Source organism: Micromonospora sp. II (assembly GCF_001709195.1).
GTDB lineage: Bacteria > Actinomycetota > Actinomycetes > Mycobacteriales > Micromonosporaceae > Micromonospora > Micromonospora chalcea.
In genome coordinates, this window is sequence record NZ_LYXF01000011.1 from 39,434 (window position 1) to 65,833 (window position 26,400).

Annotated in this window: 27 protein-coding genes; 10 read left to right on the plus strand and 17 right to left on the minus strand. The window is 73.4% G+C overall.

Annotated features, from left to right (window positions below; genetic code table 11):
- Positions 1–129: 129 nt before the first annotated feature.
- The 7 genes from A8711_RS07115 to A8711_RS07145 all read right to left on the minus strand — a co-directional run bounded on the left by A8711_RS07115 (position 130) and on the right by A8711_RS07145 (position 6,981).
- Positions 130–1,314 (minus strand): ABC transporter permease, encoded by a 1,185-nt coding sequence (locus A8711_RS07115; RefSeq protein ID WP_064446677.1) that lies wholly within the window; start codon positions 1,312–1,314, stop codon positions 130–132.
- A complete protein-coding gene (locus A8711_RS07120) occupies positions 1,311–2,186 on the minus strand; it encodes an ABC transporter ATP-binding protein (protein ID WP_069087778.1) in 876 nt (291 codons plus the stop codon). The genes A8711_RS07115 and A8711_RS07120 overlap by 4 nt, the downstream gene beginning before the upstream one ends.
- The gene (locus A8711_RS07125; protein ID WP_069087779.1) at positions 2,183–3,577 is read right to left on the minus strand and encodes an efflux RND transporter periplasmic adaptor subunit; all 1,395 of its coding nucleotides are present in this window, start codon (positions 3,575–3,577) and stop codon (positions 2,183–2,185) included. Before A8711_RS07125 ends, A8711_RS07120 begins: the two co-directional genes overlap by 4 nt.
- 30 nt (positions 3,578–3,607) lie before the next feature.
- Complete coding sequence (locus tag A8711_RS07130) at positions 3,608–5,176, minus strand: hypothetical protein (protein ID WP_069087780.1); 1,569 nt, start codon at positions 5,174–5,176, stop codon at positions 3,608–3,610.
- 116 nt (positions 5,177–5,292) lie between these two features.
- Positions 5,293–5,628 (minus strand): YrdB family protein, encoded by a 336-nt coding sequence (locus A8711_RS07135; RefSeq protein WP_069087781.1) that lies wholly within the window; start codon positions 5,626–5,628, stop codon positions 5,293–5,295.
- Positions 5,625–6,194: a TetR-like C-terminal domain-containing protein gene (locus A8711_RS07140; RefSeq protein ID WP_069087782.1), complete on the minus strand. Its 570-nt coding sequence runs from the start codon at positions 6,192–6,194 to the stop codon at positions 5,625–5,627. The genes A8711_RS07135 and A8711_RS07140 overlap by 4 nt, the downstream gene beginning before the upstream one ends.
- Positions 6,187–6,981 carry an alpha/beta fold hydrolase gene (locus A8711_RS07145; protein WP_069087783.1) on the minus strand — a complete coding sequence of 265 codons (795 nt, stop codon included), beginning with the start codon at positions 6,979–6,981 and terminating at the stop codon, positions 6,187–6,189. Before A8711_RS07145 ends, A8711_RS07140 begins: the two co-directional genes overlap by 8 nt.
- A gap of 228 nt (positions 6,982–7,209) precedes the next feature.
- Between A8711_RS07145 and A8711_RS32725 the strand changes: the two genes are divergently transcribed.
- Positions 7,210–7,377, plus strand: a complete 168-nt coding sequence (locus A8711_RS32725) for a hypothetical protein (RefSeq protein WP_233607906.1) — start codon at positions 7,210–7,212, stop codon at positions 7,375–7,377.
- 1 nt (position 7,378) lies between these two features.
- On the opposite strand, the gene A8711_RS07155 is transcribed toward A8711_RS32725, so the two are convergent.
- Positions 7,379–8,299, minus strand: coding sequence for a proline dehydrogenase family protein (locus A8711_RS07155; protein WP_043328076.1), 921 nt, complete (start codon positions 8,297–8,299; stop codon positions 7,379–7,381).
- A gap of 118 nt (positions 8,300–8,417) precedes the next feature.
- Here A8711_RS07155 and A8711_RS07160 point away from each other — a divergent pair, with 118 nt between their 5' ends.
- From A8711_RS07160 to A8711_RS07170, 3 genes are read left to right on the plus strand one after another with little or no spacing between them, the layout of a single operon-like run.
- Positions 8,418–8,696 (plus strand): hypothetical protein, encoded by a 279-nt coding sequence (locus A8711_RS07160; RefSeq protein ID WP_223201299.1) that lies wholly within the window; start codon positions 8,418–8,420, stop codon positions 8,694–8,696.
- 1 nt (position 8,697) lies between these two features.
- Positions 8,698–9,864, plus strand: coding sequence for a glutathionylspermidine synthase family protein (locus tag A8711_RS07165; RefSeq protein ID WP_043328075.1), 1,167 nt, complete (start codon positions 8,698–8,700; stop codon positions 9,862–9,864).
- 19 nt (positions 9,865–9,883) lie between these two features.
- Positions 9,884–10,450 (plus strand): CGNR zinc finger domain-containing protein, encoded by a 567-nt coding sequence (locus A8711_RS07170; RefSeq protein WP_018787720.1) that lies wholly within the window; start codon positions 9,884–9,886, stop codon positions 10,448–10,450.
- Positions 10,451–10,472: 22 nt separating this feature from the next.
- Here A8711_RS07170 and A8711_RS07175 read toward each other — a convergent pair whose 3' ends face one another.
- Both A8711_RS07175 and A8711_RS07180 read right to left on the minus strand, forming a co-directional pair.
- Positions 10,473–11,279: a sugar phosphate isomerase/epimerase gene (locus A8711_RS07175; RefSeq protein WP_043328072.1), complete on the minus strand. Its 807-nt coding sequence runs from the start codon at positions 11,277–11,279 to the stop codon at positions 10,473–10,475.
- Positions 11,280–11,354: 75 nt separating this feature from the next.
- Positions 11,355–12,299, minus strand: coding sequence for a Ppx/GppA phosphatase family protein (locus A8711_RS07180; protein ID WP_030502860.1), 945 nt, complete (start codon positions 12,297–12,299; stop codon positions 11,355–11,357).
- A gap of 74 nt (positions 12,300–12,373) precedes the next feature.
- Here A8711_RS07180 and A8711_RS07185 point away from each other — a divergent pair, with 74 nt between their 5' ends.
- Positions 12,374–13,180, plus strand: a complete 807-nt coding sequence (locus A8711_RS07185) for a hypothetical protein (RefSeq protein WP_043328070.1) — start codon at positions 12,374–12,376, stop codon at positions 13,178–13,180.
- 46 nt (positions 13,181–13,226) lie between these two features.
- Here A8711_RS07185 and A8711_RS07190 read toward each other — a convergent pair whose 3' ends face one another.
- The 3 genes from A8711_RS07190 to A8711_RS07205 form a co-directional block, all read right to left on the minus strand.
- On the minus strand, positions 13,227–13,802 hold the full coding sequence (locus tag A8711_RS07190) for a hypothetical protein (protein ID WP_069087784.1): 576 nt from the start codon (positions 13,800–13,802) through the stop codon (positions 13,227–13,229).
- 1,009 nt (positions 13,803–14,811) lie between these two features.
- Positions 14,812–15,495, minus strand: coding sequence for a response regulator transcription factor (locus A8711_RS07200; protein ID WP_030504594.1), 684 nt, complete (start codon positions 15,493–15,495; stop codon positions 14,812–14,814).
- 21 nt (positions 15,496–15,516) lie between these two features.
- Positions 15,517–16,809: a cell wall metabolism sensor histidine kinase WalK gene (locus tag A8711_RS07205; RefSeq protein ID WP_043328065.1), complete on the minus strand. Its 1,293-nt coding sequence runs from the start codon at positions 16,807–16,809 to the stop codon at positions 15,517–15,519.
- A 199-nt stretch (positions 16,810–17,008) separates the two neighbouring features.
- Between A8711_RS07205 and phoU the strand changes: the two genes are divergently transcribed.
- On the plus strand, positions 17,009–17,653 hold the full coding sequence (phoU, locus tag A8711_RS07210) for a phosphate signaling complex protein PhoU (protein WP_064446849.1): 645 nt from the start codon (positions 17,009–17,011) through the stop codon (positions 17,651–17,653).
- Positions 17,654–17,757: 104 nt separating this feature from the next.
- Here phoU and A8711_RS07215 read toward each other — a convergent pair whose 3' ends face one another.
- Positions 17,758–18,525 carry a phosphoglyceromutase gene (locus A8711_RS07215; protein WP_043328063.1) on the minus strand — a complete coding sequence of 256 codons (768 nt, stop codon included), beginning with the start codon at positions 18,523–18,525 and terminating at the stop codon, positions 17,758–17,760.
- A gap of 151 nt (positions 18,526–18,676) precedes the next feature.
- Between A8711_RS07215 and A8711_RS07220 the strand changes: the two genes are divergently transcribed.
- Positions 18,677–20,002 (plus strand): MFS transporter, encoded by a 1,326-nt coding sequence (locus tag A8711_RS07220; protein WP_069087786.1) that lies wholly within the window; start codon positions 18,677–18,679, stop codon positions 20,000–20,002.
- A gap of 80 nt (positions 20,003–20,082) precedes the next feature.
- Positions 20,083–21,333 (plus strand): MFS transporter, encoded by a 1,251-nt coding sequence (locus A8711_RS07225; protein WP_069087787.1) that lies wholly within the window; start codon positions 20,083–20,085, stop codon positions 21,331–21,333.
- 374 nt (positions 21,334–21,707) lie between these two features.
- Here the strand turns inward: A8711_RS07225 and A8711_RS07230 are convergent, their stop codons facing one another.
- The 3 genes from A8711_RS07230 to mshA all read right to left on the minus strand — a co-directional run bounded on the left by A8711_RS07230 (position 21,708) and on the right by mshA (position 24,670).
- Positions 21,708–22,652, minus strand: coding sequence for a hypothetical protein (locus A8711_RS07230; RefSeq protein ID WP_064446689.1), 945 nt, complete (start codon positions 22,650–22,652; stop codon positions 21,708–21,710).
- A 77-nt stretch (positions 22,653–22,729) separates the two neighbouring features.
- Positions 22,730–23,263: a YbjN domain-containing protein gene (locus A8711_RS07235; protein ID WP_043328058.1), complete on the minus strand. Its 534-nt coding sequence runs from the start codon at positions 23,261–23,263 to the stop codon at positions 22,730–22,732.
- A gap of 45 nt (positions 23,264–23,308) precedes the next feature.
- Positions 23,309–24,670 carry a D-inositol-3-phosphate glycosyltransferase gene (gene mshA / locus A8711_RS07240; protein WP_043328056.1) on the minus strand — a complete coding sequence of 454 codons (1,362 nt, stop codon included), beginning with the start codon at positions 24,668–24,670 and terminating at the stop codon, positions 23,309–23,311.
- Between the two features lie 171 nt (positions 24,671–24,841).
- Between mshA and A8711_RS07245 the strand changes: the two genes are divergently transcribed.
- Positions 24,842–25,606: an SDR family NAD(P)-dependent oxidoreductase gene (locus tag A8711_RS07245; protein WP_064446850.1), complete on the plus strand. Its 765-nt coding sequence runs from the start codon at positions 24,842–24,844 to the stop codon at positions 25,604–25,606.
- Entirely contained in the window at positions 25,606–26,388 is a 783-nt protein-coding gene (locus tag A8711_RS07250) for a methylase (protein ID WP_069087788.1), read from the plus strand. The genes A8711_RS07245 and A8711_RS07250 overlap by 1 nt, the downstream gene beginning before the upstream one ends.
- Positions 26,389–26,400: the final 12 nt, after the last annotated feature.

The following is a 26,400-nucleotide window of genomic DNA, read 5'->3' on the forward strand; positions in this document are numbered from 1 at the left end:
GTAACCAGTACGGTAGCGGGACGGCTGTGACCTGCGCGATCCCTTCCACCCTTTGATCATGGCGGGACAGCCGTTCACCCGATGTCCACCAGGGGTTTTTCGCCCGGACGGGTGTCTCGTCCGTAACGCCTACTCCGCGCGCAGCGCCACCACCGGGTCGAGCCGGCCGGCCCGCTGCGCCGGCACCACGCCGAAGACGATGCCGACCGCCGCGGAGACGCCGAACGCCAGCGCCAGCGACCACCAGGTGATCGCCGCCGGGATCGGCGAGAGCGCGTCGACGAGCAGCGCGGTGCCCACGCCCAGCGCCATCCCGGTCAGGCCGCCCACCGAGGTGAGCAGCACCGCCTCCAGCAGGAACTGCACGCCGATGTCCCGGGGACGCGCGCCGACCGCCTTGCGCAGGCCGATCTCGCGGGTCCGCTCGCGTACCGAGACCAGCATGATGTTGGACACGCCGACGCCGCCCACCAGCAGCGAGATGCCCGCGATGGCGGCCAGCACACCGGTGAGCACGCCCAGGATGTCGCCGAGCACGCCGAGGATCTGCCGCTGGGTGACGGCGCTGAACTCGGTGTCCGGGTGCCGGCGGGACAGCTCCGCGACGATCCGCTCGCCGAGTTCGTCGATCCGCTCCCGGTCCGGCGCCTTCACCGCGATGCCGTCGATGCGCTGGGTGCCCCACAGCCGTTGCGCCGCCGTCACCGGTACGTGCACCTCGTCGTCCCGGTCCACGCCGAGGCTCTGCCCGAGCGGCGCGAAGACGCCGATCACCCGGAACCGCACGCCGGCCAGCGTGACCTGCTGACCGAGCGGGTCCCGGTCGGGAAACAGCGCCCGGGCCACCGAGTCGCCGAGCACCGCCACCCGGCGGCTGGTGTCGACGTCCGCCCCGGTCAGGTAGCGGCCCCGCGACAGCGACCTGGTGAACACCGACGGGGTGGTCTCCAGCACCCCCTGCACGGTGGTGAAGTCGGACCGGTTGCCGGCCCGGGCGGTCGCGCCGGAGGCCACTGTCACCGCGACCCGGCCGGGGTCGCCGACCACCCGGGAGACGGCGTCGGCGTCGCTGAGGTCCAGCGGCGAGACCACCGGCGCGTTGCCCACCTCGATCCGGCCCGGCACCACCAGCAGCAGGTTCGAGCCGAGCCCCTCGACCTGCTGCTCGACCTGCTGTTTGGTGCCGGTGCCGATGGCCACCAGGATCACCACCGAGGCCACCCCGATGATCACCCCGAGCATGGTCAGCACGCTGCGCAGCCGGTTGGCGCGAAGCGCGTCCCACGCCACCCGCCACGCCTCGGCCAGCCTCATCCCGCGTTCCCGCCGGCCCGCGGAAGGCGCTCCCCGGGCCGCGGAAGGCGCCCGGTGGCACCGGCGGCGCCACCGGAGCCACCGGGCGGGTGCCCCGGGCCGCTTCCGGACACGGACCGGGGCTCCGCGCTGGGAGCGGGGTCCAGTGTCGCAGGTACGCCGGAGCCGTCCGACGGCGGTCGATCATGAGCGCTGTCCGAGCGGATCAGGCCGTCCCGCACCGCGATCCGCCGGCGCGCCCGGGCGGCCACCTCCTGGTCGTGGGTCACCATCACCAGCGCCACCCCGGACTCGGCGTTCAGTTGTTCCAGCAGCTCCAGCACCGCCTCGCCGGTGGCACTGTCCAGATTGCCGGTCGGCTCGTCGGCGAGCAGCACCGCCGGTTCGGTGACCAGCGCGCGGGCGATCGCCACCCGCTGCTGCTCGCCGCCGGAGAGCTGGTTGGGCCGGTGGTGCAGCCGGTGGCCGAGACCGACCCGGCCCAGCATCGCCGCCGCCCGCTCCCGCCGCTGCCGCGCCCCGACGCCCCGGTAGACAAGCGGCAACGCCACGTTGTCCACCGCCGACGTACGGGCCAGCAGGTGGAACGCCTGGAACACGAAGCCGATCGTCTCGTTGCGCAGCGTCGCCAGCTCCGGGGCGGTGAGCGTGGTGACGTCCCGGCCGCCGATCACCAGCCGGCCGCCGCTGGGCCGGTCCAGCCCGCCGAGCAGGTGCATGAGCGTCGACTTGCCCGAGCCGGACGGGCCGATCACCGCCACGTACTCGCCCTGGTCGATGGTGAGCGACACGCCGCGCAGCGCGGACACCGAGACGCCGTCCAACTCGTACGTGCGCCAGACGTCGACCGCCTCGATCGCCGGTTCGGTCACGGGAGTTCCTGGCCGTCGCGGACCTGGTCGGCGCCGCGTACCACCACCCGGTCGCCGGCCCGTACGCCGTCGACGATCTGCACCAGGTCCTGCCCCTGCACGCCCACCGTCACCGGCACCCGGTCGGCGCGACCGTTCCGCAGCACCCAGACCGCGTCCCGCCCGTCGGCGGAGAACACCGCCGACGCCGGCACCGCCACCGCGTCGGCTGCCTCGCGCACCCGCAGGCGTACCACCGCGTTCATGCCGGGGCGGGGTGCCGGGGCGGCCTCGGCCTCACCCATCCGTCCGGCACCGAGGTCGAGCCGGACCCGGTAGGTGACGCCACCCCGCGCCGAACTGGTCGGCAGCACGTCGACCGACCGCACAGTGGCGTCGTACGTCGCGCCGGTCACCGCGTCCAGCTCGACCGAGGCGGGCACCCCCGCCCGCACCAGCAGCACGTCCGTCTCGTCCACCTCGGCGAGCAGGCCGAGCCGGCCGGTGTCCACCACAGTGAGCACCGGCGTGCCGGCGGTGACCCGGCCACCGGCCGGGATCGCGTCGTCCACGCCGGGCGGCGGTCCGCCCTGCCCGCCCGCGCCGAACGCCGACGGGTCGAGACCGGGCACCGCAGCGCCACCGGCCGCACCGAGCAGCCCGGCCAGGTCGGCCGGCGCCGCCCGGGTGCCGCCGGGCTGCACCACACCGGAGATCGGCGCGCGCAGCGTCAGCGCGTCCACAGTCGCCTTCGCCAGGTCGTACGCCTGCTGGGCCTGGAGTCGCTGCGCGGCCGACAGCGCGCCGACGGCGCTGTTCAGCCCGGCGACCCCGCGCTGCACCTGGGCGACGGCCCGGTCGGCGGCGCGGGCGGCCGACTCGTACTGCCGCTGCGCCGAGGAGACCTGGAGCAGCAGCGCGGCGCGTACCTGCGGGTCGCCGACCTTGCCGGCGGCGGCGCGGGCGGCGGCGAACGCCTCGTCGGCGGCCCGGTCGGTGCCCCGCCGGCTGCCGCCCAGGTCACCGGTGCCGGTGCCCCGGCCGGCCCGCTTCGCCGCGCGCAGCGCCTCCCGGGCCTGCGCCAGGCGCTCCCGGGCCGACGGCGAGTCGATCACCGCGAGCACCTGCCCGCGGCTGACCCGCGCGCCGGGGGCGACCCGCAGGCTGGCGAGCGTGCCGTCGGCGGGCGCGGTGAGCGTGGCCGCGGCCCGTGCGGTCACTGTGGCGGGCGCGTCGATCACCTCGCTGACCGGGGCGCGGCCCACCTCGGCGACAGTCACCGCCGGGGCGTCGTCGCCGCAGGAGGCGGCGGTCGTGCCGGTCAGGGCGACGACGGCGAGCAGCGCGGTGACGAGACGGGGGCGGCGGGCCGCGGGCAGCCGCGGCGAGGGAGTGCGGGCCACCCGGCCCATGCTACGACCCCGTCGACAGGCGTCGACGTGTCAGCCGACGACGGCCCGCACGTACGCGACGCACTCGTCGTGCAGCATCGACCACGGGTCGCCGAGCACCTCGGCGGCGGCCTGCGCCGGTGACCGCCGCTCGTGCACCACGGCCCGGTAGAAGTCGAGCATCCGCTGCTCGCCGTAGCGGTCGACCAGGTGCCGCACGGCCAGGTAGCCGACGCCGTAGGCGCCGCCGACCCGGCTGTCGCTCGCGTCCGCCTCCGGCGCCACCGCCTCCAGCCGCCCGGACCAGCCGCCGCGCAGCAGGTCGCGCACCTCGGTCAGTCCCTCGTAGCGGTGGACCGGCTGGCCGTCGGCCCCGGCGTACTCGGCCAGCCCCTCCACCAGCCACCAGTCCGCGCGGTCGGCGTACCCCCGGTCGGGCAGCGAGGCGGCGTGGGTGAGTTCGTGCCGCAGCAGATCGTCGACGCCGTCCGGGGTGACGGTCTGGGCGTTGAGCACGACGTCGTGGCGTCCACCGCCGACGCCGACCGCGTACCCGGCGGTCCACTTCGGCCGGCCACCGCCGTACCAGCGCCGCCACTCGGTCTTCCCGGCGTAGTAGACGAGATACCGGTCCGGCCGCGCGTCGCCGACCGCGTACCGGTCCGCGACCCGGGCGGCCGCCTCGGCCTGGGCGAGCAGGCCAGGCAGCTTGCTCCGCTGGGCGGTGGTGGTGGCCACCACCACCCGCTTCCCGACCGTCACGGCCAGGTCGTTCGCCTGCCACGGCCGCACACCGGCCGGGTCCGTGCCGGACGGTTCCAGCGCGGTCAGCCGGGGCTCCTCCCCCACCAGCCGCCAGCGCGCGTCCAGCTCCACAGTGCTCGGCGCGCAGTCCGGCGCCACGAAGCAGTACCCCACTGTGATCGTCTGCCGCCACTGTCCGGGCTGCCCGTCGGCCGCCTCCGGCACCCCGTCGGCGGCCGGCCGCCACACGGTGACGCGCAGCGCCCGCAGCGCCGCGTACCGCCGGCTCAGGGCCGGCCGCGCCGCCGGTTCGGCGATCGCGAGGAAGCCGGCCCGGTCGGCGCCGACGAGCGCGGTGGCCTGCCGGTCCAGCAGCGCGAGCATCCGCTCGCCGAGCCGCCGCTGCGCCGCCGTGCCCGGGTCGCCCTTCGCGGCCGACCGTCCGGCCGCGTCCTGGGCGGGCCCGCGCAGGAGCACGCCGGGCACCGCGCCCGCCACCAGGCCGAGCGCGAGTCCGAGCGCGGTCCAGAGCGGCCAGCGCCGCCGTTTCCGCACCGCCCGCGTCGGCTCGCCCACGTGCGCCATTGGTACGGGGTACGGCGCGGGTACCGCGACGGGGTGCGGCAACGACGTCGGTGCCGGTGCCATGGTGTCAACGGCGGCGTCCACCTCGGCGCTGTCGGCGCCAGCGTCAGCCGCGCGGGCGGTCTCGGCGCGGGTGTCGTCAGCGCCGGCGTTGGCGCTGAGGTTGGCCGCGACCGCGTCGGCGGCGCTCGCCTTGTCGACGGCATCGACGGCATCGACGGCATCGACGGCGGGACGATGCTCGTCGCCGTCCGTCGTCCGGCCGGGAGGCTGCTCGTCGCCGTCGGTCACCGGCGAAGGGTACGACCAATCGGGCGTTCCGGGAAAGAGTCCCGCCGCTGTTCCGCCGCGCTCCGAGATCTTGGAAGGAAAGGGCCCCCAGAGGGGCCGAATTCTTCCAAGATCTCTCAGATCGGGGTGCCGGTCAGCGTCAGCGTGGCCTTGTCGGCTGCCCAGAGGGCCACCAGGGCCACGCCGGGCACGGCATGACCGGCCAGGGCGAGCAGCACGCCGCCGGTGAGGAAGCAGGCGGCCTGGACGGCGAGCTTGGCCGGGTCGGGCAGCGTCACGGCGGCGCGCGGTGAGCAGAACAGTCCCCACACCACGGCGATCACCAGCGGCGCGCCGAGYCCGGCCAGCAGGCGCAGCGGCCAGCCGACGTCGAGCGTGAAGCCCCAGTATCCGGCCGAGCCCAGCAGGGCCAGCTCCAGCAGGAAGATCACGCCCAGCAGCAGCGCGGTCATCGGTCTCCCCAGGAACGGTAGGCGCGGTCCAGGCCCGCGATCAGCTGGTCGAAGGAACGGTCGGTGTCGCGGGGCAACCCGAATCCGCCGGCCGCCTCCAGCGCGACGAAGCCGTGCACGGCGGCCCGGAACATCCGGATCGCGTCGATCGCGTCGTCGCCGTCGAGGCCGTACCCGAGCAGGATCGCCCGGATCGCGCCGACCGCGCGCTCACCGGCGGCGAGGTGTTCGGCGTCGGCCGGGTCGGGCGCCCGCTGGGCGGCCGGGTAGCGGCCGGGGTGCTGCCGCGCGTACGCCCGGTAGGCGGCGGCGACGGCGCGCAACGCGTCGCCGCCGGCCCGGCCCGCGGCGGCGGTGGTGAGCACGTCGGCGATCTCGGCGGTGGCGAGCACGGCGAGCTGCTGGTGCAGCGCGTCCACGCCGCGCACGTGCTTGTAGAGGCTGGGCAGCGCGACGCCGAGCCGGGCGGCGAGCGCGGCCAGCGTCAGCTTCTCGTAGCCGACCTCGTCGGCGAGCACGGCGGCCTCCCGCACGACTGTGGCCGGGGTCAGGCCGGCCCTAGGCACGCGCGGTCACCGCCAGGAACTCGACCAGGTCGGCGGCGGTGGCGTCGGGCTGGTCGGCGTGCGGGTAGTGGCCGGAGTCGGCGATCATGCGCGCCTCGGCGACGGCGAACAGTCGTCGCGCGGCCCGCGCCTCCGCGCCGGGGTCGGGGAAGTCCGGGTCCTTGGTGCCCATCAGCACCAGGACCGGCCGGTTCACGTCGCGGGCCCGCGCGGTCCAGTGCGGGTCGGCCGGCGCGACCACGCCGCGCACGGCGGCCATCCGGCCGCGCAGCTTGGCGACCAGCTCCTTGCGGTACGCGGCGTCGTCCTCCGGGCGCCCGGAGGGGAACAGCGTGCGGTGGAACAGCCCGAACAGCCGAGGGCTGCGCAGCACGACGGCTTGCGCGGCCCGCATCAGCGGGTTCGGCTTGGGCGTGCCGACGAACGCGCCGATCTGCACGATGCCGCTGACCAGCTCCGGCGCCTCGGCCGCGGCGAAGACCACTGCCGCGCCGCTGGAGGAGCTGCCGACCAGGGTGGCCGGGCCTCCGCCGAGCGCCCGCACCACGGCGAGCAGATCGCCGCCGACGTGCTCCGGGGCGTACGTGGGCCAGCGCGGGCTGGAGTCGCCGTGCCCGCGTACGTCGACAGCTGCCACCCGGTAGCCGGCCGCGACCAGCCGGGGAGTCAGGTGCCGGAAGGCGGCCCGGTTCTCCCCCATGCCGTGCGCGAGCACCACGAGCGGGCCCGAGCCGTGCACCTCGTACGCGATCGTGCCGCCGTCCCGCGCCAACTGGCTAACTGTCATAGCCTTAAAGCTAATGCAATTAGCCAAGATGCGTCAAGCTTGACCTCAACCCGGGATGAGGTCGCACGATTCCGGCATGCCGATCACCGCCGACACCCACGTACGCCTCGCCCGCCCGAGCCGCGACCTGGTGATGCTCGGCCTGCCCGGGGCCGGCTGGCACCTGGAGCTGGTCGGCGGCTCGACGCTCGCGGTCGAGCCGCGCCCCCCACCGGCGAGGACCTCGTCGTGCTCTACCTCGACGGACCACCCGACGACGAACTGGTCCCGAGACTGGAACGGGCCGGCGGGACCAGGGTCTCCGCCGGCCCGTACTGGGACAGGTGGGGTGCCGCGTTCGCCGACCCGGACGGCTACCGCCTCGTGCTGTGCACCCGGGCCTGGTCGAACGACTGACTCACTTCTTCGACAGCACCGCGCGGCCGAAGAACGCCAGGTTGGCCGGGCGCTCCGCGAGCCGGCGCATCAGGTAGCCGTACCACTGGTCGCCGTAGGGGACGTAGGTCCGCACCGTGTAGCCCTCGCCGACCAGGCGCTGCTGCTCCTCCGGCCGGATGCCGTAGAGCATCTGGAACTCGAACCGGGCCGGGTCGCGGTCGAACCAGCGGGCGCGGTCCTCGCCGATCGCGATCAGCCGCGGGTCGTGCGTGGCGAGCATCGGGTAGCCGTCGCCGGACATCAGCACGTTCATGCAGCGCACGTACGACTTGTCCACCTCGCGGGCCGACTGGTACGCCACCGACTCCGGCTCCTTGTACGCGCCCTTGCACAGCCGCACCCGCGACCCGGCGGAGGCCAGCTCCCGGCAGTCCGACTCGGTCCGCCGCAGGTACGCCTGGAGCACCGCCCCGGTCGACGGGTGGTCCTTGCGCAGCTTCGCCAGGATGTCCAGCGTCGAGTCGGTGGTGGTGTGGTCCTCCATGTCCAGCGTGACAGTGGTGCCCGCCGCGTCGGCCGCCGCGCAGATCGCCCGCGCGTTGTCGTACGCGAGCTGCTCGTCGAACATCTGGCCCAGCGCGGACAGCTTCACGCTGACCTCGGCGGCCGGGGTGAGCCCGGCGGCGCCGAGCCGGCTCAGCAGCGTGAGGTACTCGTCCCGGGTGGCGTTCGCCTGCTCCGGGGTGGTGGTGTCCTCACCCAGGTAGTCGAGGGTGACCGCTTGGCCGTCGGCGACCAGCTCGCGGGTGGCGCGCAGCGCGTCGTCGGTGGCGGCGCCGGCGACGAACCGGCGGACGACGTCCCGGGTGAACGGGGCCGTCGCGACGAGCCGCTCCACCTGGGAAGACCGGGAGGCGGCGAGGATGACGGAACGGAGCATGAGCCGAGCGTAACGCTCATCACCGGCCCTCCGCCGGGCGCGTCCGAGGCCCGCTCGGGTCGGCGCGCGGACCCGGGGCGGGCACCCCCGGCTGGCGTCGATCAGCTACAACGTTCACGTGGATCGACGACACCCCCGGCGGCGGCTCCGCTCGGCCTCCGTGCAGCTCGGCGCGCTGACCGCGCTCGCCCTCGCGCTCTCCGGCTGCAACAACGGCTACGACGACGACGATGACGACTGCGCGCTCGGACCGGCCGGCGGGGGCGGCGACACCGTCGCGGTCGCCCTGCGTGTGCCGGCGACCGCCACCGCCGCGCGCGGCGAGCCGGCCCCGACGACCGCCGCGCTGCCCGAGCGCGGCGGCTTCGGCAGCCACCTCGCCTCCTGCGGCGGCTGACGTGCGCCGCGAGGCCAGCACGCCGCGCCCCGGCTGGGACGAGACCATCCGGGCCCAGGGCCTGGTGTACGTCGACACCGAGCTGCCCGACGGCAACGTCATGTCGTACTGGGACGAGACGGCCGCGTACTCGTTCACGCTCGACGAGGTGCTCCGCCTGGAGGAGGCGACGGAGGAGCTGCACCGGATGTCGGTGGCCGCCGCCGAGCACGTGGTGGCCCGCAACCGGTACGCCGAATTCGGCATCCCCGAGTGGGCCGCCGAGGCGGTCGCCCGCTCGCTGCGGGAGAGCCCGCCGACGCTGTACGGCCGGTTCGACCTCTGGTACGACGGCAGCGGCCCGCCGAAGATGCTGGAGTACAACGCCGACACCCCGACCGCGCTGGTCGAGGCGAGCATCGTGCAGTGGTACTGGCTGGAACACACCCGCCCGGACGCGGACCAGTGGAACAGCCTGCACGAACGGCTGGTCGGCGCGTGGGCCAAGATCGGCGCCGGGCTGCACGAGCGCCGGACGCACGTGCTCTGGTCCGAGGAAGAGGAGTCGGGCGAGGACCAGATCACCGCCGGCTACCTGGCCGAGACGGCCCGCCAGGCCGGGCTGGACGTGACGCTCATGCCGATCCAGCAGGTCGGCTGGGACGGGCGGCGCTTCGTCGACGCCGACGACCGCCCGATCACCACCTGCTTCAAGCTCTACCCCTGGGAGTGGATGCTGGCCGAGCCGTACGGGCGGCCCGCGCTCGACCCGGGCACGCCCACCACCTGGATCGAGCCGGCCTGGAAGCTGCTGCTGTCGAACAAGGCGCTGCTGGCGGTGCTCTGGGAGCTGTACCCGGGGCACGACTACCTGCTGCCCGCGTACCTGGACTCACCGCGCGGCATGACCGAGTACGTGGCCAAGCCGCTGCTCGGTCGCGAAGGCGGCTCGGTACGCATCGTGACCGCCGACACGGAGATCACCAACCCGGGGATCTACGGCGACGAGGGCTTCTGCTTCCAGGAGTTCCGCGCGTTGCCCGAGTTCGAGGGCAACCGGACGGTGCTCGGCAGCTGGATCGTGGACGGCGAGTCAGCCGGCGCCGGCGTACGGGAGAGCGAGAGCCTCATCACTGACGGTTACGCGCGGTTCCTGCCCCACTACATCGACGCACCGCGTCTGCCGTGAGTCGTCTACCGTTGGTGTCGTGAACTTCGACGCGTACGCCCGGACCGGGGTCGAGCTCGTCAACGCCCGGCTGGACGACCTGGACGGCCTACGGGCTGTCTTCTCGGACGAGCAGGGCTGGATGCGCGACGAAGTCGCGGAACGGGACCTGGCGATCTTCCGGCGGGCGCAGAAGCGACTCCGGGACGTCTTCGAGTACGGCACCTCGGGCCGGGACAACGAAGCGGTGGCGGAGCTGAACGCGCTGCTGGAGGCGTTCCCGGTGCAGCCGCGCATCTCCGGCCACGACTCCTCCGACTGGCACATGCACGTGACCAGCCGGGGCGCGTCGGTCTCCTCCGAATACCTGGCCGGCGCGGTGTGGGGCCTGTCGGTGTGGCTCTGCGAGTACGGCAGCGCCCGCTTCGGGGTCTGCGCCGACGACCGCTGCGGCAACGTCTACCTGGACACCTCGTCCAACTGCTGCCGGCGGTTCTGCTCCGAGCGCTGCGCCACCCGCTCCCACGTGGCGGCGCATCGGGCCCGCAAGCGGGCCGCGGTCGGCGAGCAGGCCGTCCCCGCGCAGCCGCTGTCCCCGGTGAGCTGACCTCCGGGGCGGCGCGCCCCGGTCAGGCGTCGACCGGCGAGGGCGCGGTCAGGTTCGCCCGGGCGAACTCCAGCGACTCGCGCAGGTCCGCCTCCCGGACCGCCCGGCTCTTCGCGCCCCGGGTGGTCACCTCTACCGCCACCGTGCCGCTGAACCCTCGGCCGGCGAGCGAGCGGAGCATCTCCGCGCAGGGCTGCCCGCCGCGACCGGGCACCAGGTGCTCGTCACGCCCCTCGCCGGTGCCGTCGCCCAGGTGCACGTGCGCCAGGCCGGAACCCATCCGGTCGGCCATCGCCATCGCGTCGGTGTGCGACGCAGCGCAGTGCGACAGGTCGAGCGTGTACGAGGCGTACCCGATCTCGGTCGGGTCCCAGCCCGGCGCGTACGGGACGAACTGCCGCCCCGCCATCCGCACCGGGTACATGTTCTCCACCCCGAAGTGCAGGCCGCCGAACTGCCCGGCGATCGTGTCGAGCCCGTCGGCGAAGGTACGCGCGTAGTCACGCTGCCAGGTGAACGGCGGGTGCACCACGACAGTCGGCGCCTCCAGCGTCTCGGCCAGCTCGGCGGCCTTGCGCAGCCGCTCCCACGGGTCGGGGCTCCACACCCGCTGGGTGACCAGCAGGCAGGGGGCGTGCACCGACAGCACCGGGACGCCGTAGTGCTCGGCGAGGCCGCGCAACGCGCCCGCGTCCTGGCTGACCGGGTCGGTCCAGACCATCACCTCGATGCCGTCGTAGCCGAGTTCGGCGGCGAGCTGGAACGCCGCCGCGGTCCGTTCGGGGAAGACCGAGGACGTGGACAGGAGTACCGGAACGCGGTAGGTCACGCCTCCGAGGGTAGCTCCAACCGCCAGCGAGCATCGGGACGAGCAACCGCAAAGCAACCCAGAGCGCTCGTACGGTCACATCGGCGCGAGCTGATCCAGCCGACGCAGGATGACGCCCTCGCGCAGCGCCCACGGGCAGATGTCCACGCGGTCCACACCGAGCCGCCGCATCACCGCCTCGGCCACCACCGCGCCCGCGAGCAACTGGTGCGCCCGCTGCGCGCTCACCCCCTCCAGCTCGGGCAACTGGGCCGGCGGGATGTGCCTGATGAACCCCAGCACCTGCCGCAGGCCGGTACGGGTCAGGCTGCGCCGCGCCCACAGGCCCGCACCGGAGGGAGCGGCCCCGGCCAGCCGGGCCAGCGTGCGGAACGTCTTCGAGGTGGCGACCGGACGCTCCCAGCCCACCGCCGTCAACTGCTCCACCACCGGGTCGAGCTGCGCGTCCACGTACGCCCGCAGTTCCTCCACGGCCTCGGCCGACGGCGGCGCCGTGCCGGCCGGGTCGACCGCCAGCCGCTCCCGGCTCAGCCGGCCCGCGCCGAGCGGCAGCGAGATCGCCACGTCCGGGTGCTCGTCGATGCCGGCCGCCAGCTCCAGCGAGCCGCCGCCGATGTCCATCGCCAGCAGCCGCCCGGCGGACCAGCCGAACCACCGCCGCACCGCGAGGAACGTCATCCGCGCCTCGTCCGCCCCGGAGAGCACCTCCAGGCGTACGCCCGTCTCGTCGCGGACGCGGGCCAGCACGTCGGCGGCGTTCGTGGCGTCGCGAACAGCGCTCGTGGCGAACGCCAGCAGATCCTCGGCGCCCAGCCCGTCCGCCGCCGCCCGGGCCATGCCGACCGCCTTGACCAGGCCGTCCGCGCCACCGACGGTGAGCGCGCCGTCCGGGCCGATCTGCTCGGCCAGCCGCAGCACCACCTTCTCCGAGTGCGCCGGCCACGGATGCGCGCCGTGGTGGGCGTCGACCACCAGCAGATGCACCGTGTTGGAACCGACGTCGAGGACACCCAGTCGCATGGGAAAGACCCTAGGGCCAACACGTTTCGTCGGCTCGGCGGCCGGGCGGGGTCACCGCGCGTACGCTGGTCCGAGTGACAGGGCAGATCGAGCTTCACGTGCTGGTGGACGACCCCGAGGACCCGCGCAGCCGCGAGGTCGGGCTGGACTTTCCCCGGGAGTGGATCGAGTTCGTCGACCCGGCCGACCCGAAGCACGTCGTCCGCGCCGACCTGACCTGGCTGCTCTCCCGCTGGACGTGCATCTTCGGTCAGGGCTGCCACGGCATCATCGCCGGACGGGCCGCCGACGGGTGCTGCTCGCACGGCGCGTTCTTCACCGACTCCGACGACGAGAAGCGGGTCCGGGCCGCGGTCAAGCGGCTGACGCCGGAGACGTGGCAGCACTTCCGGCGCGGGTTCAAGAACTGGACCGAGAACGACACGGTCGACGGCAAGACGCCGGCCCGGCGTACCGCCACCCGCGACGTGGACGCCCCGTGCGTGTTCCTCAACGACGCCGACTTCGCCGGCGGTGGCGGCTGCGCGCTGCACGCCCAGGCGCTGCGCGACGGGGTGCACCCGCTGGAGTACAAGCCGGACGTGTGCTGGCAACTGCCGGTACGCCGCGACCAGGAATGGCACAAGCGGCCGGACAACACGAAGGTGCTGATCTCCACGCTGGCCGAGTTCGACAGGCGCGGCTGGGGCGCGGGCGGGCACGACCTCGACTGGTGGTGCACCTCCTCGACCGACGCGCACGTCGGCGCCGAGCCGATGTACGTCTCGTACGGGCCGGAGCTGACCGCGCTGATCGGCGCGCCCGCGTACGCGAAGCTGGCCGAGCTGTGCGCCGCCCGGCAGCGCCAGGGTCAGATCGCCCCGCACCCCGCAAGCGAGTGAAGGCCGGCACCCCGTTGGTTCGGGGTGCCGGCCTTCACGTTTTGTCTTACTTGTTCCAGTGCTGGGCGACGAGGTCGGCGGCCTGCTGCTCCCACTGGGCGTAGTGGTCCGGGTAGGCGGAGACCTGGACGGTCTGGGCGGCCTTGGTCAGCGGCATGTCCTGCCAGCCGTCGACCTGCTTGAGGCCCTTCAGGAACGCGGTGGTCGAGTACTCGGGGTCGGTGATCTGCTCCACCGTGCCCCAACCGGAGGACGGGCGCTGCTGGAACAGGCCCTGCGAGTCGTGGTCGTTACGGTCACCCAGGTGACCGAGGTTCTCCAGCTTCGACTCCTGCAACGCGGTAGCGATCGACACGACCGCGGCACGCTCGTCCATGCCGGCCTTCTTCGTCGCCGCGATGATCGCCTTCACGTTCTTGGTCTGCTCGTCATTGAGGTCGATGCGGGACTGGKCGCCCTGCACGCCGTGCGGGATCAGCTTGTCACCCTGCACCGTGGCCGTGACCGGCTTCGCAGCCTGGGCGGTGTCGGCCGCGTGGGCGGCGACCGGGCCGGCGAACACGCCACCGGTGAAAGCCAGACCAGCAACACCCAGAACGCTCTTACGCAGAATCGTGTTCATGATGGGGGCTCCATTCGGGGGTCGACACACCCCCCGGGGGGACCGGGGGTGCGTGGGTACCGTCAGGCGCTCAAGAAAGTCTCAAAGGGGGATCCCGGCTGCTCGCGGGGGCTGGGGGCCTCTACGCGGCGCCGGAAGCATGTCCAACGACCGTCGACCCGGCATCATTCCCGGGCGCCTCACACCACCGGGGGGCGGCGCGGGGCTCACGTCGTCGGAACCGTGTTCAACGACCGGCGGGCGGGATGATTCCCCGCGGCTCACGCCGCCGCACGTACTCAACGGCCTGAGGTCTGTTCCCACAGCCGACGCGCTCGGGGGCGCGGCCTTGCTCGGTCGTTCACCGGTTACAACGCCCCGCACCCGCCCACGATTCCGCCACCAGAGTGCCGCCCACCACCCCCAAACCCGACACCCCGCCCACACACGCCAAACCCCACCGCGCCCAGCCCGGCCGCCTCGCTCCACGCCCTGTTGATCAAGGAGTTTGCGGCCCTTTCCGGCACCCACGAGAACACAAACCCCTTGATCACCGCGATCTTGGAGTTGCGGCACCTCACGAAGGGCGTCAAGCCGGGCATCCCGGGCACCACAACTCCAAGGTCCGACAAGCCTTCACCAGGCCCCCACACCGGGTTGATCATGAGGTTAGCGGTGACAAACCGGACACCAGGTGCCGCCAAGTTCATGATCGACACGACCGGGCAGGACGGGTGCGCTGGACGGGAGCGAAGCGGCCGCGACCGGTCCCGCGATCTTGCAGTTCGCGCCCCCCGAGCACCCGATTCGCCCGGTTTGCGGGGCACCAAAGTGCAAGATCGCGCGATCGAGGGAGGGTCGGGCGGAGAGTGGGGGTCGAGAACTCCCCCGGGAGGCCCCGAGGGTCGGCGATCTTGGAGTTGTGGTGCCTCGCGAAAGGTGCCAAGCCGGGCATCCTGGGCGCCACAACTCCAAGATCGGCGGGGGGACGGCGTGGACGGGGGACCAAAGGACGGGCGGGGGCGGGGGATCAGGGCTCGAACTTGTAGCCCAGGCCTCGGACCGTGACGATGTAGCGCGGCGCGGACGGCTCCGGCTCGATCTTGGAGCGCAGCCGCTTCACGTGCACGTCCAGCGTCTTGGTGTCGCCCACGTAGTCGGCGCCCCAGACCCGGTCGATCAACTGCCCGCGGGTGAGCACCCGCCCGGCGTTGCGCAGCAGCAGCTCCAGCAGCTCGAACTCCTTGAGCGGAAGCTGCACCCCGGCGCCGCCGACCGTCACCACGTGCCGTTCGATGTCCATCCGGACCGGGCCGGCGGCGAGCGTCGGCGCGCCCGTCTCGTTCGACTCGGCGCTCTGCCGGCGCAGCACCGCCCGGATGCGGGCGACCAGTTCACGCGGCGAGTACGGCTTCGTCACGTAGTCGTCGGCGCCGATCTCCAGGCCGACCACCTTGTCGATCTCGCTGTCCCGCGCGGTGACCATGATGATCGGCACGTGCGAGCGCTGGCGGAGCTGCCGGCACACCTCGGTGCCCGACATCTCCGGCAGCATCAGGTCGAGCAGCACGATGTCGGCGCCGGTCCGGTCGAACTCGGTGAGGGCGTCGGTGCCCGTCGCGGCGACGGAGACCTCGAAACCCTCCTTGCGGAGCATGTAGGACAGGGCGTCGGAGAACGACTCCTCGTCCTCGACCACCAGTACGCGGCTCAACGGGTGTTTCCTTTCCTGTGGTCAGACCTGCCGGAGCTCGGCCGGGCCGGCCTCGATCCCAGCGGAGGCGAGTGTCGTCTCCAGGTCGTCCGGGGGGCGGGCGGGCAACCGGAGGGTGAACGTCGACCCCCCGCCAAGAGTGCTCGACACGTCCACCCGGCCGCCATGGTTGCTGGCGATGTGCTTGACGATGGCCAGTCCCAGGCCGGTGCCGCCGGTCGCGCGGGAGCGGGCCTGGTCGGCGCGGTAGAACCGCTCGAAGATCCGGTCCACGTCGTTCGGGGCGATGCCGATGCCCTGGTCGGCCACGGCGATCTCGACGTGTTCGTCGGTTCCGGTGACCGTCACCCGGACCGTGGTGTCCTCGCCGGAGTAGGTGATTGCGTTCTCCACCAGGTTCGCCACCGCGGTGGCGAGTTGGCTGTCGCTGCCGTACACGGTCAGGCCCCGCTGCCCGCCGACGGCGATCTCCACCCGGCGGGCGGCGGCCGCGGTGCGGGTGCGGTCGACGACCTCGGCGAGCACCCAGTCCACCGAGACCGGCTCGGGCGCGGGTTGCGGCTCGGCGCCCTGGAGGCGGGTCAGTTCCAGCAGCTCCTGCACGAGGCGGCCGAGCCGGGTCGACTCGTGCTGGATCCGCTCGGCGAACCGCCGCGCGGCGACCAGGTCCTCGGACAGGTCGGGCGCGCCGTCGGAGGCCGGTTCGGTGGCGTCGACGAGCGCCTCGGCGAGCAGTTGCAGCGCGCCGATGGGTGTCTTCAGCTCGTGGCTGACGTTAGCCACGAAGTCCCGGCGTACCCGGGCGAGACGGTGCGACTCGGTGACGTCGACCGCCTCGATCGAGACGTAGCCGGAGCCCAGTCCCATCGCCCGCAGGTGCACGCCGAGCGGGTTGTCGCCACCGCCGTCGCGGCCCCGGGGCAGGTCCAGCTCGATCTCGCGCCGCACGCCCGTGCGGCGGACCTGCCCGGCGAGGGTACGGATCAACGGGTGCGCCGCGATCGAGCCGGGTGTCGCCCCGGTACGCAGCAGACCCATCGCCCGGGCGGCCGGGTTGACGAGGACCGGCACGTCGTCCGGGCCGAGCACCACCACGCCGGCGCGCAGCGAGTCGATCGTCTTGCGTCCGAGCCCGGATAGGCCCCCCTGCTGGTCGTCCGGAATCGTCGGCCTCCCTGCGTCACGACGGGTGGTCCCGCCGCCCCGCGACGCCCGCCGGCGCCGCCACTGCTCAACCGGTCCGGACAGCGTCGCCCCGGCGACCAGCCCGGTCACCAGCGCCACGGCCACCGCGACGGCCACCGCCCATTCCACCCGGCGATCGTAGGGTCATTGTTAACCCAGGGATCGGGCACAAAGGGACGAACCACTCTCGCTTCCGGCAAAGTTCACCTGCGGGCCCCGCGTCGTTCACCCACGTTCATCCTGGTGCCGACCGTTCGGCCTAGCGTGGGGCGCGCACCTGCTCCCGCCGTACCCCTCGGGGTCGCGGCACCGACCCCAGGAAGTGACGATGCGCGACGAGTTCCGGGCCGACCTGCAGATTGTCAGCCAGTTGCTGGTGGACATGGCCGAGGCGGTACGCGCGGCCATGCGGCAGGCCACGAAGGGTCTGCTGACCGCCGACCGGACGGCCGCCGAGACGGTGATCGCGCGGGACGCCGAGATCGACGAGCTGTACCGGCACGTGGAGGAGCGGGTCTGCGACCTGCTGGCCCGGCAGGCGCCGGTCGCCTCCGACCTGCGTGCCATGATCACCGCGCTGCACGTGGCAGCCGATCTGGAACGGATGGGCGACCTGGCCGACCACGTGGCGAAGACGGCGCTGCGCCGGCACCCGTCCCCGGCCGTCCCGGCGGAGCTGCGGCCGGTCTTCACCGACATGGCCGGGATCGCCGACCGGATGGCCGAGAAGATCGGTGCTGTGCTGGCCAAGCCGGACGCCGACGTGGCCGCCGAGCTGGACGGCGACGACGACGCGATGGACGACCTGCACAGGAGCCTGTTCGGTGTGCTGCTCGGCGACGACTGGCCGTACGGGGTGGAGACGGCGATCGACGCGACGCTGCTGGGCCGCTTCTACGAGCGTTTCGCCGACCACGCGGTGAACGCGGGCGAGCACGTGGTCTACCTGATCACCGGTTCGACGTCCGCCTGACCCCGGCCCGCGCGCAAGGAAGGGCCCCTTATTAACAGCGAGCGTTAATAAGGGGCCCTTCCTCTACCGCAGACGTTAAAAAGGGGCCCTTCCTTACACCAAGCTCAGCGGCCCTGGTTGGCTACCGCGGCGGCGGCGTCCTTAGCCGCGTCCGGGTCCAGGTACGTGCCGCCGAGCACCTGGGGACGCAGGTCGGCGTCCAGGTCGTAGCGCAGCGGGATGCCGGTGGGGATGTTCAGCTTGGCGATCGCCTCGTCGGAGATCTGGTCGAGGTGCTTGACCAGGGCGCGCAGCGAGTTGCCGTGCGCGGCCACCAGCACCGTCCGGCCGGCCAGGATGTCCGGCACGATCGAGTCGTACCAGTAGGGCAGCATCCGGTCGACGACGTCCTTCAGGCACTCGGTGCGCGGCATCAGCTCGGTCGGCAGCAGCGCGTACCGGGGGTCGCCGACCTGCGACCACTCGTCCGCGTCGTCGATCGGCGGCGGCGGCGTGTCGTACGACCGGCGCCAGAGCATGAACTGCTCCTCGCCGTACTCGTCGAGGGTCTGCTTCTTGTTCTTGCCCTGCAGGGCGCCGTAGTGGCGCTCGTTGAGCCGCCACGACCGGCGCACCGCGATCCAGTGCCGGTCGGCGGCGTTCAGCGCCAGCTCGGCGGTGCGGATGGCCCGGCGCAGCAGGCTCGTGTGCACCACGTCCGGCAGCAGGTCGTGCTCGCGGAGCAGCTCGCCGCCGCGCCGCGCCTCGGTCTCTCCCTTGGCGGTCAGGTCGACGTCGACCCAGCCGGTGAAGAGGTTCTTGGCGTTCCAGTCGCTCTCGCCGTGCCGCAGCAGGACCAGCGTCCCGACGGTGGGCCCCTCGCTCGCAGTCATGCCGATCATCCTGCCGTACCGGCGCGACCGGACACGCGCCGACCGGTCGTGACGACCACCACGTGGAAAACCTGATGACCACGGCTCCGGCCCGGCACTAGGTTGTAAGGCGTTCTAAACAGATCGGTCATTACCACACGGGGGCGTCGGGATGCGGACGGTACGAGGCTGGTTCCAGGACACGGCGGGTGGCCTGCCACGGACGTTCTGGTACCTCTGGGCCGGCACGCTGATCAACCGGCTCGGCTCGTTCGTCCTGATCTTCCTGGCCATCTACCTGACCCAGGAACGCGGCTTCTCCGCCGCCCAGGCCGGTCTGGTGATCGGTCTCTGGGGCGCCGGCGGCGCGGTCGGCACCACCATCGGCGGCACCCTGACCGACCGCTGGGGACGGCGGCCCACGCTGCTCGTCGCGCACGTCGGCGCGGCGGGCATGATGATCGCGCTGGGCCTCGCCCGGCCGCTCTGGGCGGTCGCCGTGGGCGCGCTGCTGCTCGGCGCGTTCGCCGAGGCGGCCCGCCCGGCCTTCGGCGCGATGATGGTCGACGTGGTGCCGGACAAGGACCGGCTGCGCGCCTTCTCGCTGAACTACTGGGCCATCAACCTCGGTTTCGCCTGCGCCGCCGTGCTCGCCGGCTTCGCCGCCCAGGGCAGCTACCTGCTGCTGTTCCTGGTGAACGCGACCACCACACTCGTGACCGCGCTGATCATCTTCGCCAAGGTCGGCGAGACCCGCGGCCCGGTCACCGTACTGCCGGCGAAGGGGATGCCGGCGCAGGCCGGCGCGCTGCGCACCATCCTCGCCGACCGGGTGTTCCTCGGCTTCGTCGCGCTCAACCTGCTCGCCGCGCTGGTGTTCCTCCAGCACATCTCGATGCTGCCGATCGCCATGGGCGACTCCGGGCTCAGCCCCGCCACGTACGGCTCGGTGATCGCGCTCAACGGCGTGCTCATCGTGGTCGGCCAGCTCTTCGTACCCCGGCTCATCAAGGGCCGCAGCCGCTCCCACGTGCTGGCGCTCGCGTCGCTGGTGATGGGCGCCGGGTTCGGGCTCACCGCGTTCGCCGACACGGTCTGGCTCTACGGCCTGACCGTGCTGATCTGGACCGTCGGCGAGATGCTCAACTCGCCGTCCAACGCCACCCTGATCGCGGAGCTGTCGCCGGCCGCGCTGCGCGGCCGCTACCAGGGCGTCTTCTCGCTGTCCTGGCAGCTCGCCGGCGCCGCCGCGCCGATCCTCGGCGGCCTGGTCCGCGAGCAAGCCGGCAACAGCACGCTCTGGCTCGGCTGCGCGGGCATCGGCGTCGTGGCGGCCGTCGCCCACCTGATCTCCGGCCCGGCCCGGGAGCGCCGCGCGCTCGCGCTGCGCGCAGTGGGCACGCCGGTCGCGCCGGTCACCGCCACCGCCTCCCCGGCGCCCGAGGCGGCCGAGGCCGCGGCCACCGCACCCGCCGCGCCGGTCCGGGCCGGTTCCTGAGTACGCCCCGACGCGACCGCCCCGAGGCGGGTGGATACCGTACGGGACGGAATCGGTAAGGAAACCTTCCTGGAGGACTGGTGCACGGCCTGCGGCGCTGGTGGGACGACACGGCCGGCGGGCTCCCCGCCACGTTCTGGTACCTCTGGTCCGGCCTGCTGATCAACCGGGCCGGCGCGTTCGCGCTGCTGTTCCTGTCGCTGTACCTGACCGTCGCGCGGGGCGCCCCGCCGTCGCTGGCCGGGCTGGTGGTCGGCGCGTACGGGATCGGCGGCGCGGCCGGCACGCTGCTCGGCGGTGTGCTGGCGGACCGCTGGGGACGGCGGGCCACGCTGCTCGCCGCCCACCTGGTCGCCGCCGGGCTGATGGCGGCGCTGGCGTTCACCACGCACCTGGCGGTGATCGCCGTACTCGCCACGCTGGTCGGGGTGGCGCACTCGATGCCCAGCCCGGCGTTCGTGGCGGCCATCGTGGACGTGGTACCCGAGGCGCGCCGCTCCCGCGCGTTCAACCTGCAGTTCTGGGCGTTCAACCTGGGCATGGCGGTGGCCTCGCTGCTGGCCGGAATCCTCGCCGAGGCCAGCTTCACCGCGCTGTTCCTGGTCGACGCCGCAGCCACGCTGGCGGCGGCGGTGGTGATCGTGCTGAAGGTGCCGGAGACGCTCACCCGGCGGCCGGCGCTCACGCCACGGGCGGTGATGGGACGCCGTCCAGGGCTGCACACCGCGCTCACCGACCGCACGTTCCTGGTGTTCGTCGGGCTGACGTTCCTGCTGGCCGTGCTGACCATGCAGACCTCGACGATCATGCCGCTGGCGATGCGCGCGGACGGCCTGCGCCCGTCGGCGTACGGGCTGGTGGTGGCGCTCGGCGGGGCGCTCATCGTGGTCGGGCAGCTGTTCGTGCCCCGGCTCATCGAGCCGTACCGCAAGTCGACGGTGCTGGCCGCCTCCACCGCTCTGATGGCGCTCGGGTTCGGCACGCTGACAGTCGCCGACGGGCTGCCGCTCTACCTCGGCGCGGCGGTGGTCTGGACGGCCGGGCAGATGCTCGCCGCACCGCCGAACGCGCAGATCAACGCCGACCTCGCCCCACCCGAACTGCGGGCCCGCTACCAGTCGGTGTTCTACCTGACGTTCCCGGCCGCGTCGTTCGTCGCGCCAGCGCTGGGCGGGCTCAGCCTGGAACATCTGGGCGAGCGGCACTGGCTGGTGGTCGGCGCGCTCGGGCTGCTGGCCGCCGCCGGGCACCTGCTCGCCGGGCCGCCCCGGGAGCGCCGGGTCGCCGCGCTGCGGGCGGCAGCCGTGGAACCGGTCTCGTCTGCCCGCTGAACGCCGACAACGGCAGAGCGCCCATCCCGACCCCCGTCGAGATGGGCGCTCTGACCGTACGCCCGGCGGCGGCGGGCGACACTCACCCCCGTAAGCGTCGCCCGCTCGCGCCGCCGGTTCCACGGGTGGCACCGTCCCCCAACGGCGTGCTCCACCCGATCTTCGCATCTCGCCTGCGCGGATCTGATCGATCCACCGCTCCCCCGAACGGAAACAAGCGTGACGCGGTGCAATAAAGTTAGTTCGCCCAGATTCCGGATTCAACCCAGATCGCTGTCTTGCCCGTCACAGCGTCCGTGTCGGGAATCCGGCTGTCCGTGCTGCGGTCCCTGGGATGGCAAACACCGGATTCCCGGGGTCCATTCCCGTAAACCTCAGCCGTCCTCGCGATTCGGGTTCTCGGTCCGGAAGAAGTTGCTCTGCCGCCCGTCCCGCATCTGCTCCTGGTAGATCAGGTTCAGCCGCCGCAGGTCGAACGTCCGGAACCAGTCGTCCCAGGTGATCTCCCGGATCCGGCTGCTCTCCCGGTAGCCGGGGATGTTGAACGTCAGCACCCCGGGCCGGCCCGCACGCTCGGTGCCGGCGATGGTGGCCGGCTTCGCGCCCCGCGCCCGCGCCCAGCGCTGGATCACCTCGTGGTTACGGGTGACCAGGCTGCGGCCCGGACGCTCCGGCCGGTCCGCGAGCGACGTGATGAGCTGCGACGATCCGATCGACCGGCTGGACGCCGGCCCACGGGTCGGCGCGCTCTGCGCCCGAGCCGACGTCGCCTTCCGGGCCGGTGCCGCCTTGGCGCGCGAAGGAGCGGTCTTCGCCCTCGACGGAGCCGCCTTCTTCGCCCGGGCGGGCGCGGCCTTCGCGCGGGACGGAGCCGCCTTCGCGCGCGTCGCGGTCGCCCGCGACGAGGTGGCCTTGGCGCGGGGCGGGGCCGCCTTGCGCGTACCCGTCGCCTTGGCCCTGGCACCGGTGGCCCGCGCGGCCGGCGCGGACTTGGCCGGCGACGTGGCCCGGCGGGCAGTGGTCTTCTTCGCGGCGGTGCTCTTGCGGGTCGCGGCCGGCCGCCCGGCCGGTCCGGAGCTGCGCCGCGCGGCGCCGCCCTCCCCGCGCATCGTCCGCGCCAGGGTCTTCACGAGTTCCGGCTTCCGCAGCGCGGAGATCCCGGAGACCCCGCGCCGCTTGAGCTGGCTGCGGATGTCGTCCACCTTCATCCGGGATATCGCCGACTCCGACACCCTCGGGGTGTTCGGCGTCTGGTTGCCGGGTTGCCGCTTGGTCCGGGTCGCAGTCGTGCCGCGACCTGAGCTGTTGCGCTGAGCCATGGGACACGCTCCTCGACAGTCCGTCCTCGGCCCGCGGTGGGTCCCAATGCTCCGCACCGCGCGGGGCGGCATACCCGTCAGGAGGGCTCCGAACCTCCGGCGGGCGATCCGGCAGTGGCGGACGGCTCGAAGAGGTGCGCGAACGCGGCCAGGTTGGCAGTCGACTCGCCGCGCTTGACCCGCCACTCCCACTCCCGGCGGATGGCCGTGCCGAAGCCGATCTCCAGCATGCTGTCGAACGACTCGTCGGCGTACGTCAGCACGGAGCCCAGCAGCCGGTCCAGCTCGTCGGCGTCGACCCCGGCCAGGTTGACCCGACCGGTCAGGTAGACGTCGCCGACCGCGTCGATGGAGAACGAGACGCCGTACATGCGGGCGTTGCGCTGCAGCAGCCAGGCCCACAACTCCTCGCGGCGCTCGTCGGGCTGGCGCATCACGAACGCCTCGACCCGCAGCGCGTGCTCGCCCACGATCAGGTTGCAGATCGTCTTGAGCTTGTGCGTGCCCGGCAGGGTCACCGCGTACGACGCCTCGCCGGTCGACTCCCACTCCAGCTCGCGCTCGGCGCAGACGGACTCGATCAGCGCGGCGACCTCACTCCTGCGGCTCATCGCACCCACTCTACGACCGGTCGACCGGGGCCGCCGGACGGGTGATCACCAGGAGCACAGCATCGCCGGGTCGCCGAGCCGCCGCGCCAGCCGGGCCCGGTGCTCGGTGATCGCCTCCCCGTAGACGGCGAGCAGGCCTGAGGCGGTGCGGTGCCAGGAGAAGTCCCGGGCGTGCCGCTCGGCGCCCCGGCCCAGCGCGGCACGGCGTACCGGATCGGGCAGCAGGCGCGCCAGCGCCCGGGCCCAGTCGACCGGGTCGTGGCCGTCGATGAGCATGCCGCTGACGCCGTCGCGTACCGCGGTGACCAGGCCGCCCACGGCGGCGGCCAGCACCGGCGTGCCGCACGCCTGGGCCTCCAGCGCCACGAGGCCGAACGACTCGTTGTGCGACGGCACCGCGACCAGGTCGGCGGCGCGGTAGAGAGCGGGCAGGTCCGCGCCGGTCTGCGGCGGCAGGAAACGCACCCGGTCGGCGATGCCGAGCGCGTGCGCCAGCTCGATCAGGGCGGTGGGCCGGTCCAGGCCACTGCCGCTGGGCCCGCCGCAGATCACCACGGTCAGCTCGTCGGCCAGCGCCGGATCCCGTTCACGCAGCGCGGCGGCGGCACGGACCAGCACGTCCGGCGCCTTGAGCGGCTGGATGCGGCCGACGAACGCGACCACGTACCCGTCGGCCGGCAGGCCGAGCCGGCGGCGTGCGGCCCGGGTCGCGGCGTCCCGGTCACCGACGGCGGGACGGAACCGCTCCAGGTCGACGCCGGGTTCCACGATCGCCACCCGGTCCGGGTCGGCCGCGTACCGGTCGAGCAGGTCACGGGCCTCGACCCGGGTGTTGGCGACCAGCCGGTCCGCCTCGGTGACCACCTGCTCCTCGCCGATCACGCGGGCCTTCGGCTCGGGGCGGTCCCCGGCGGCGAGGCGGGCGTTCTTGACCTTCGCCAGCGTGTGCGCGGTGTGCACCAGCGGTACGCCCCAGCGCTCCTTGGCCAGCCAGCCGACCTGACCGGAGAGCCAGTAGTGCGAGTGGATCAGGTCGTAGTGGCCCGGCGGGCGGGCCGCCTCGGCGCGCAGCACCCCGGCCGTGAAGGCGCAGAGCTGGCCCGGCAGCTCCTCCTTGGTCAGCCCCTCCAGCGGCCCGGCGGTGACGTGCCGGACGGACACGCCGGGCGCCACCTCGACCACCGGGGGCAGGTCACCGGCGGTGGCCCGGGTGAAGATCTCCACCTCGACGTCGGCCTCGGCCAGCCGCCGGGCCACCTCCAGGATGTAGACGTTCATGCCGCCCGCGTCACCGGTGCCGGGCTGGTGCAGCGGCGACGTGTGCACCGAGAGCGTGGCGATACGGCGCGGCCGCGGCCACGGCAGGGCACCTCGCTGACGACCGACACCGGTGTGCAAATCCGCCACGTCCGCTCCCTCTGTCACGGTTGATGCCGTCCCGCACGACCGGCGCTTCTCGGTCAACCCGTGTGCCGGATCTCATCTTCCCCATCGGGGTTCGGAAATGCCCTTCGCCGGGTCCCCGGCGTGACGGACCTCATCACCGCGCGCGGCCGGGCGGCGGTGGACAATGTCCGGATGACTTCAGTCGCCATCGTCACCGGGGCGTCCAGCGGGATCGGCGCGGCCACCGCCCGCCGGCTCGCCGCCGAGGGATTCCACGTGCTCGCCGCCGCCCGGCGTACCGACCGGCTCGCCGCGCTGGTCGCCGAGATCGAGGCGGCCGGCGGCGCGGCGAGCGCGGTGGCCTGCGACGTGACCTCGGACGAGTCGGTCGCCGGGCTGGCCGCCGCGGCCGAGGCCGCCCCCGGGCCGGTCACGCTGCTGGTGAACAACGCCGGCGGCGCGCGCGGCCTGGACCCGGTCGAGACGGCCGACGTGGGCGACTGGCAATGGATGTACGACGTCAACGTGCTCGGCACGCTGCGCGTCACCAAGGCGCTGCTCCCGGCGCTGGAGCGCTCCGGCGCCGGCACGATCGTGATCGTCAGCTCCACCGCCGGGCACGTCGTCTACGAGGGCGGCGGCGGCTACACGGCCGCGAAGCACGCGCAGACCGCGGTCGCCGGCACGCTGCGGCTCGAACTGTGCGGCCGCCCGGTCCGGGTGATCGAGATCGACCCCGGCATGGTGAAGACCGAGGAGTTCGGCCTGGTCCGCTTCGGCGGTGACGCCGACCGGGCCGAGGCGGTATACGCCGGTGTCGCCGAACCGCTGGTGGCCGACGACGTGGCCGACTGCGTGGCCTGGTGCGCGACCCGCCCGCACCACGTCAACATCGACCGGCTCGTGGTCCGCCCGCTGGCCCAGGCCGCACAGCACAAGGTGCACCGGGAGTCCTGATGGAGCGTCCGCTCGGCGTGGCCACCCGGGGCACCACCAACCCCAACCGGCTCCGGCGGGTGGACAACTGGATCGTCGAGACCTGCGGCGACGCGCTGCGTGCCGCCGCCGACCCGCTCGTGGTCGACCTCGGCTACGGCGCCACCCCGGTCACCCCGGTCGAGCTGCGGGCCCGTCTCGCGGCCGGGGTCCGCGCCGACGTGCGGGTGGTCGGCCTGGAGATCGATCCGGTACGCGTCGCCGCCGCCCTGCCCGCCGCCGACCCGCCCGGGCTGACGTTCGCCAGGGGCGGCTTCGAGCTGGCCGGACTGCGTCCCGCGCTGGTGCGGGCGTTCAACGTGCTCCGCCAGTACGACGAGAGCGAGGTGGCCGACGCCTGGCACACAGTCACCGGGCGGCTCGCGCCGGGCGGGCTGCTGGTCGAGGGCACCTGCGACGAGCTGGGGCGGCTCGGCTCCTGGGTGCTGCTGGACGCCACCGGCCCTCTCACGCTCACGTTGTCGGCGAAGCTGACCACGCTGGAGAGCCCGGCCACGCTCGCCGAGCGGCTGCCGAAGGCGCTGATCCACCGCAACGTGCCGGGTGAACGCATCCACGACCTGATCGAGGCGCTGGAGCAGGCGTGGCGCGCGGCCGCCGGCTACGCCCCGTTCGGCCCCCGGCAGCGCTGGCTGCGGACGGTAGAGGCGGTGAAGGAGTCCGGCTGGCCGATCCAGGACAGCCCTCGTACGTGGCGCCACGGCAACCTCACGCTCCCCTGGCCCGCCATCTCCCCCCGCTGACCCCCGCCCCCG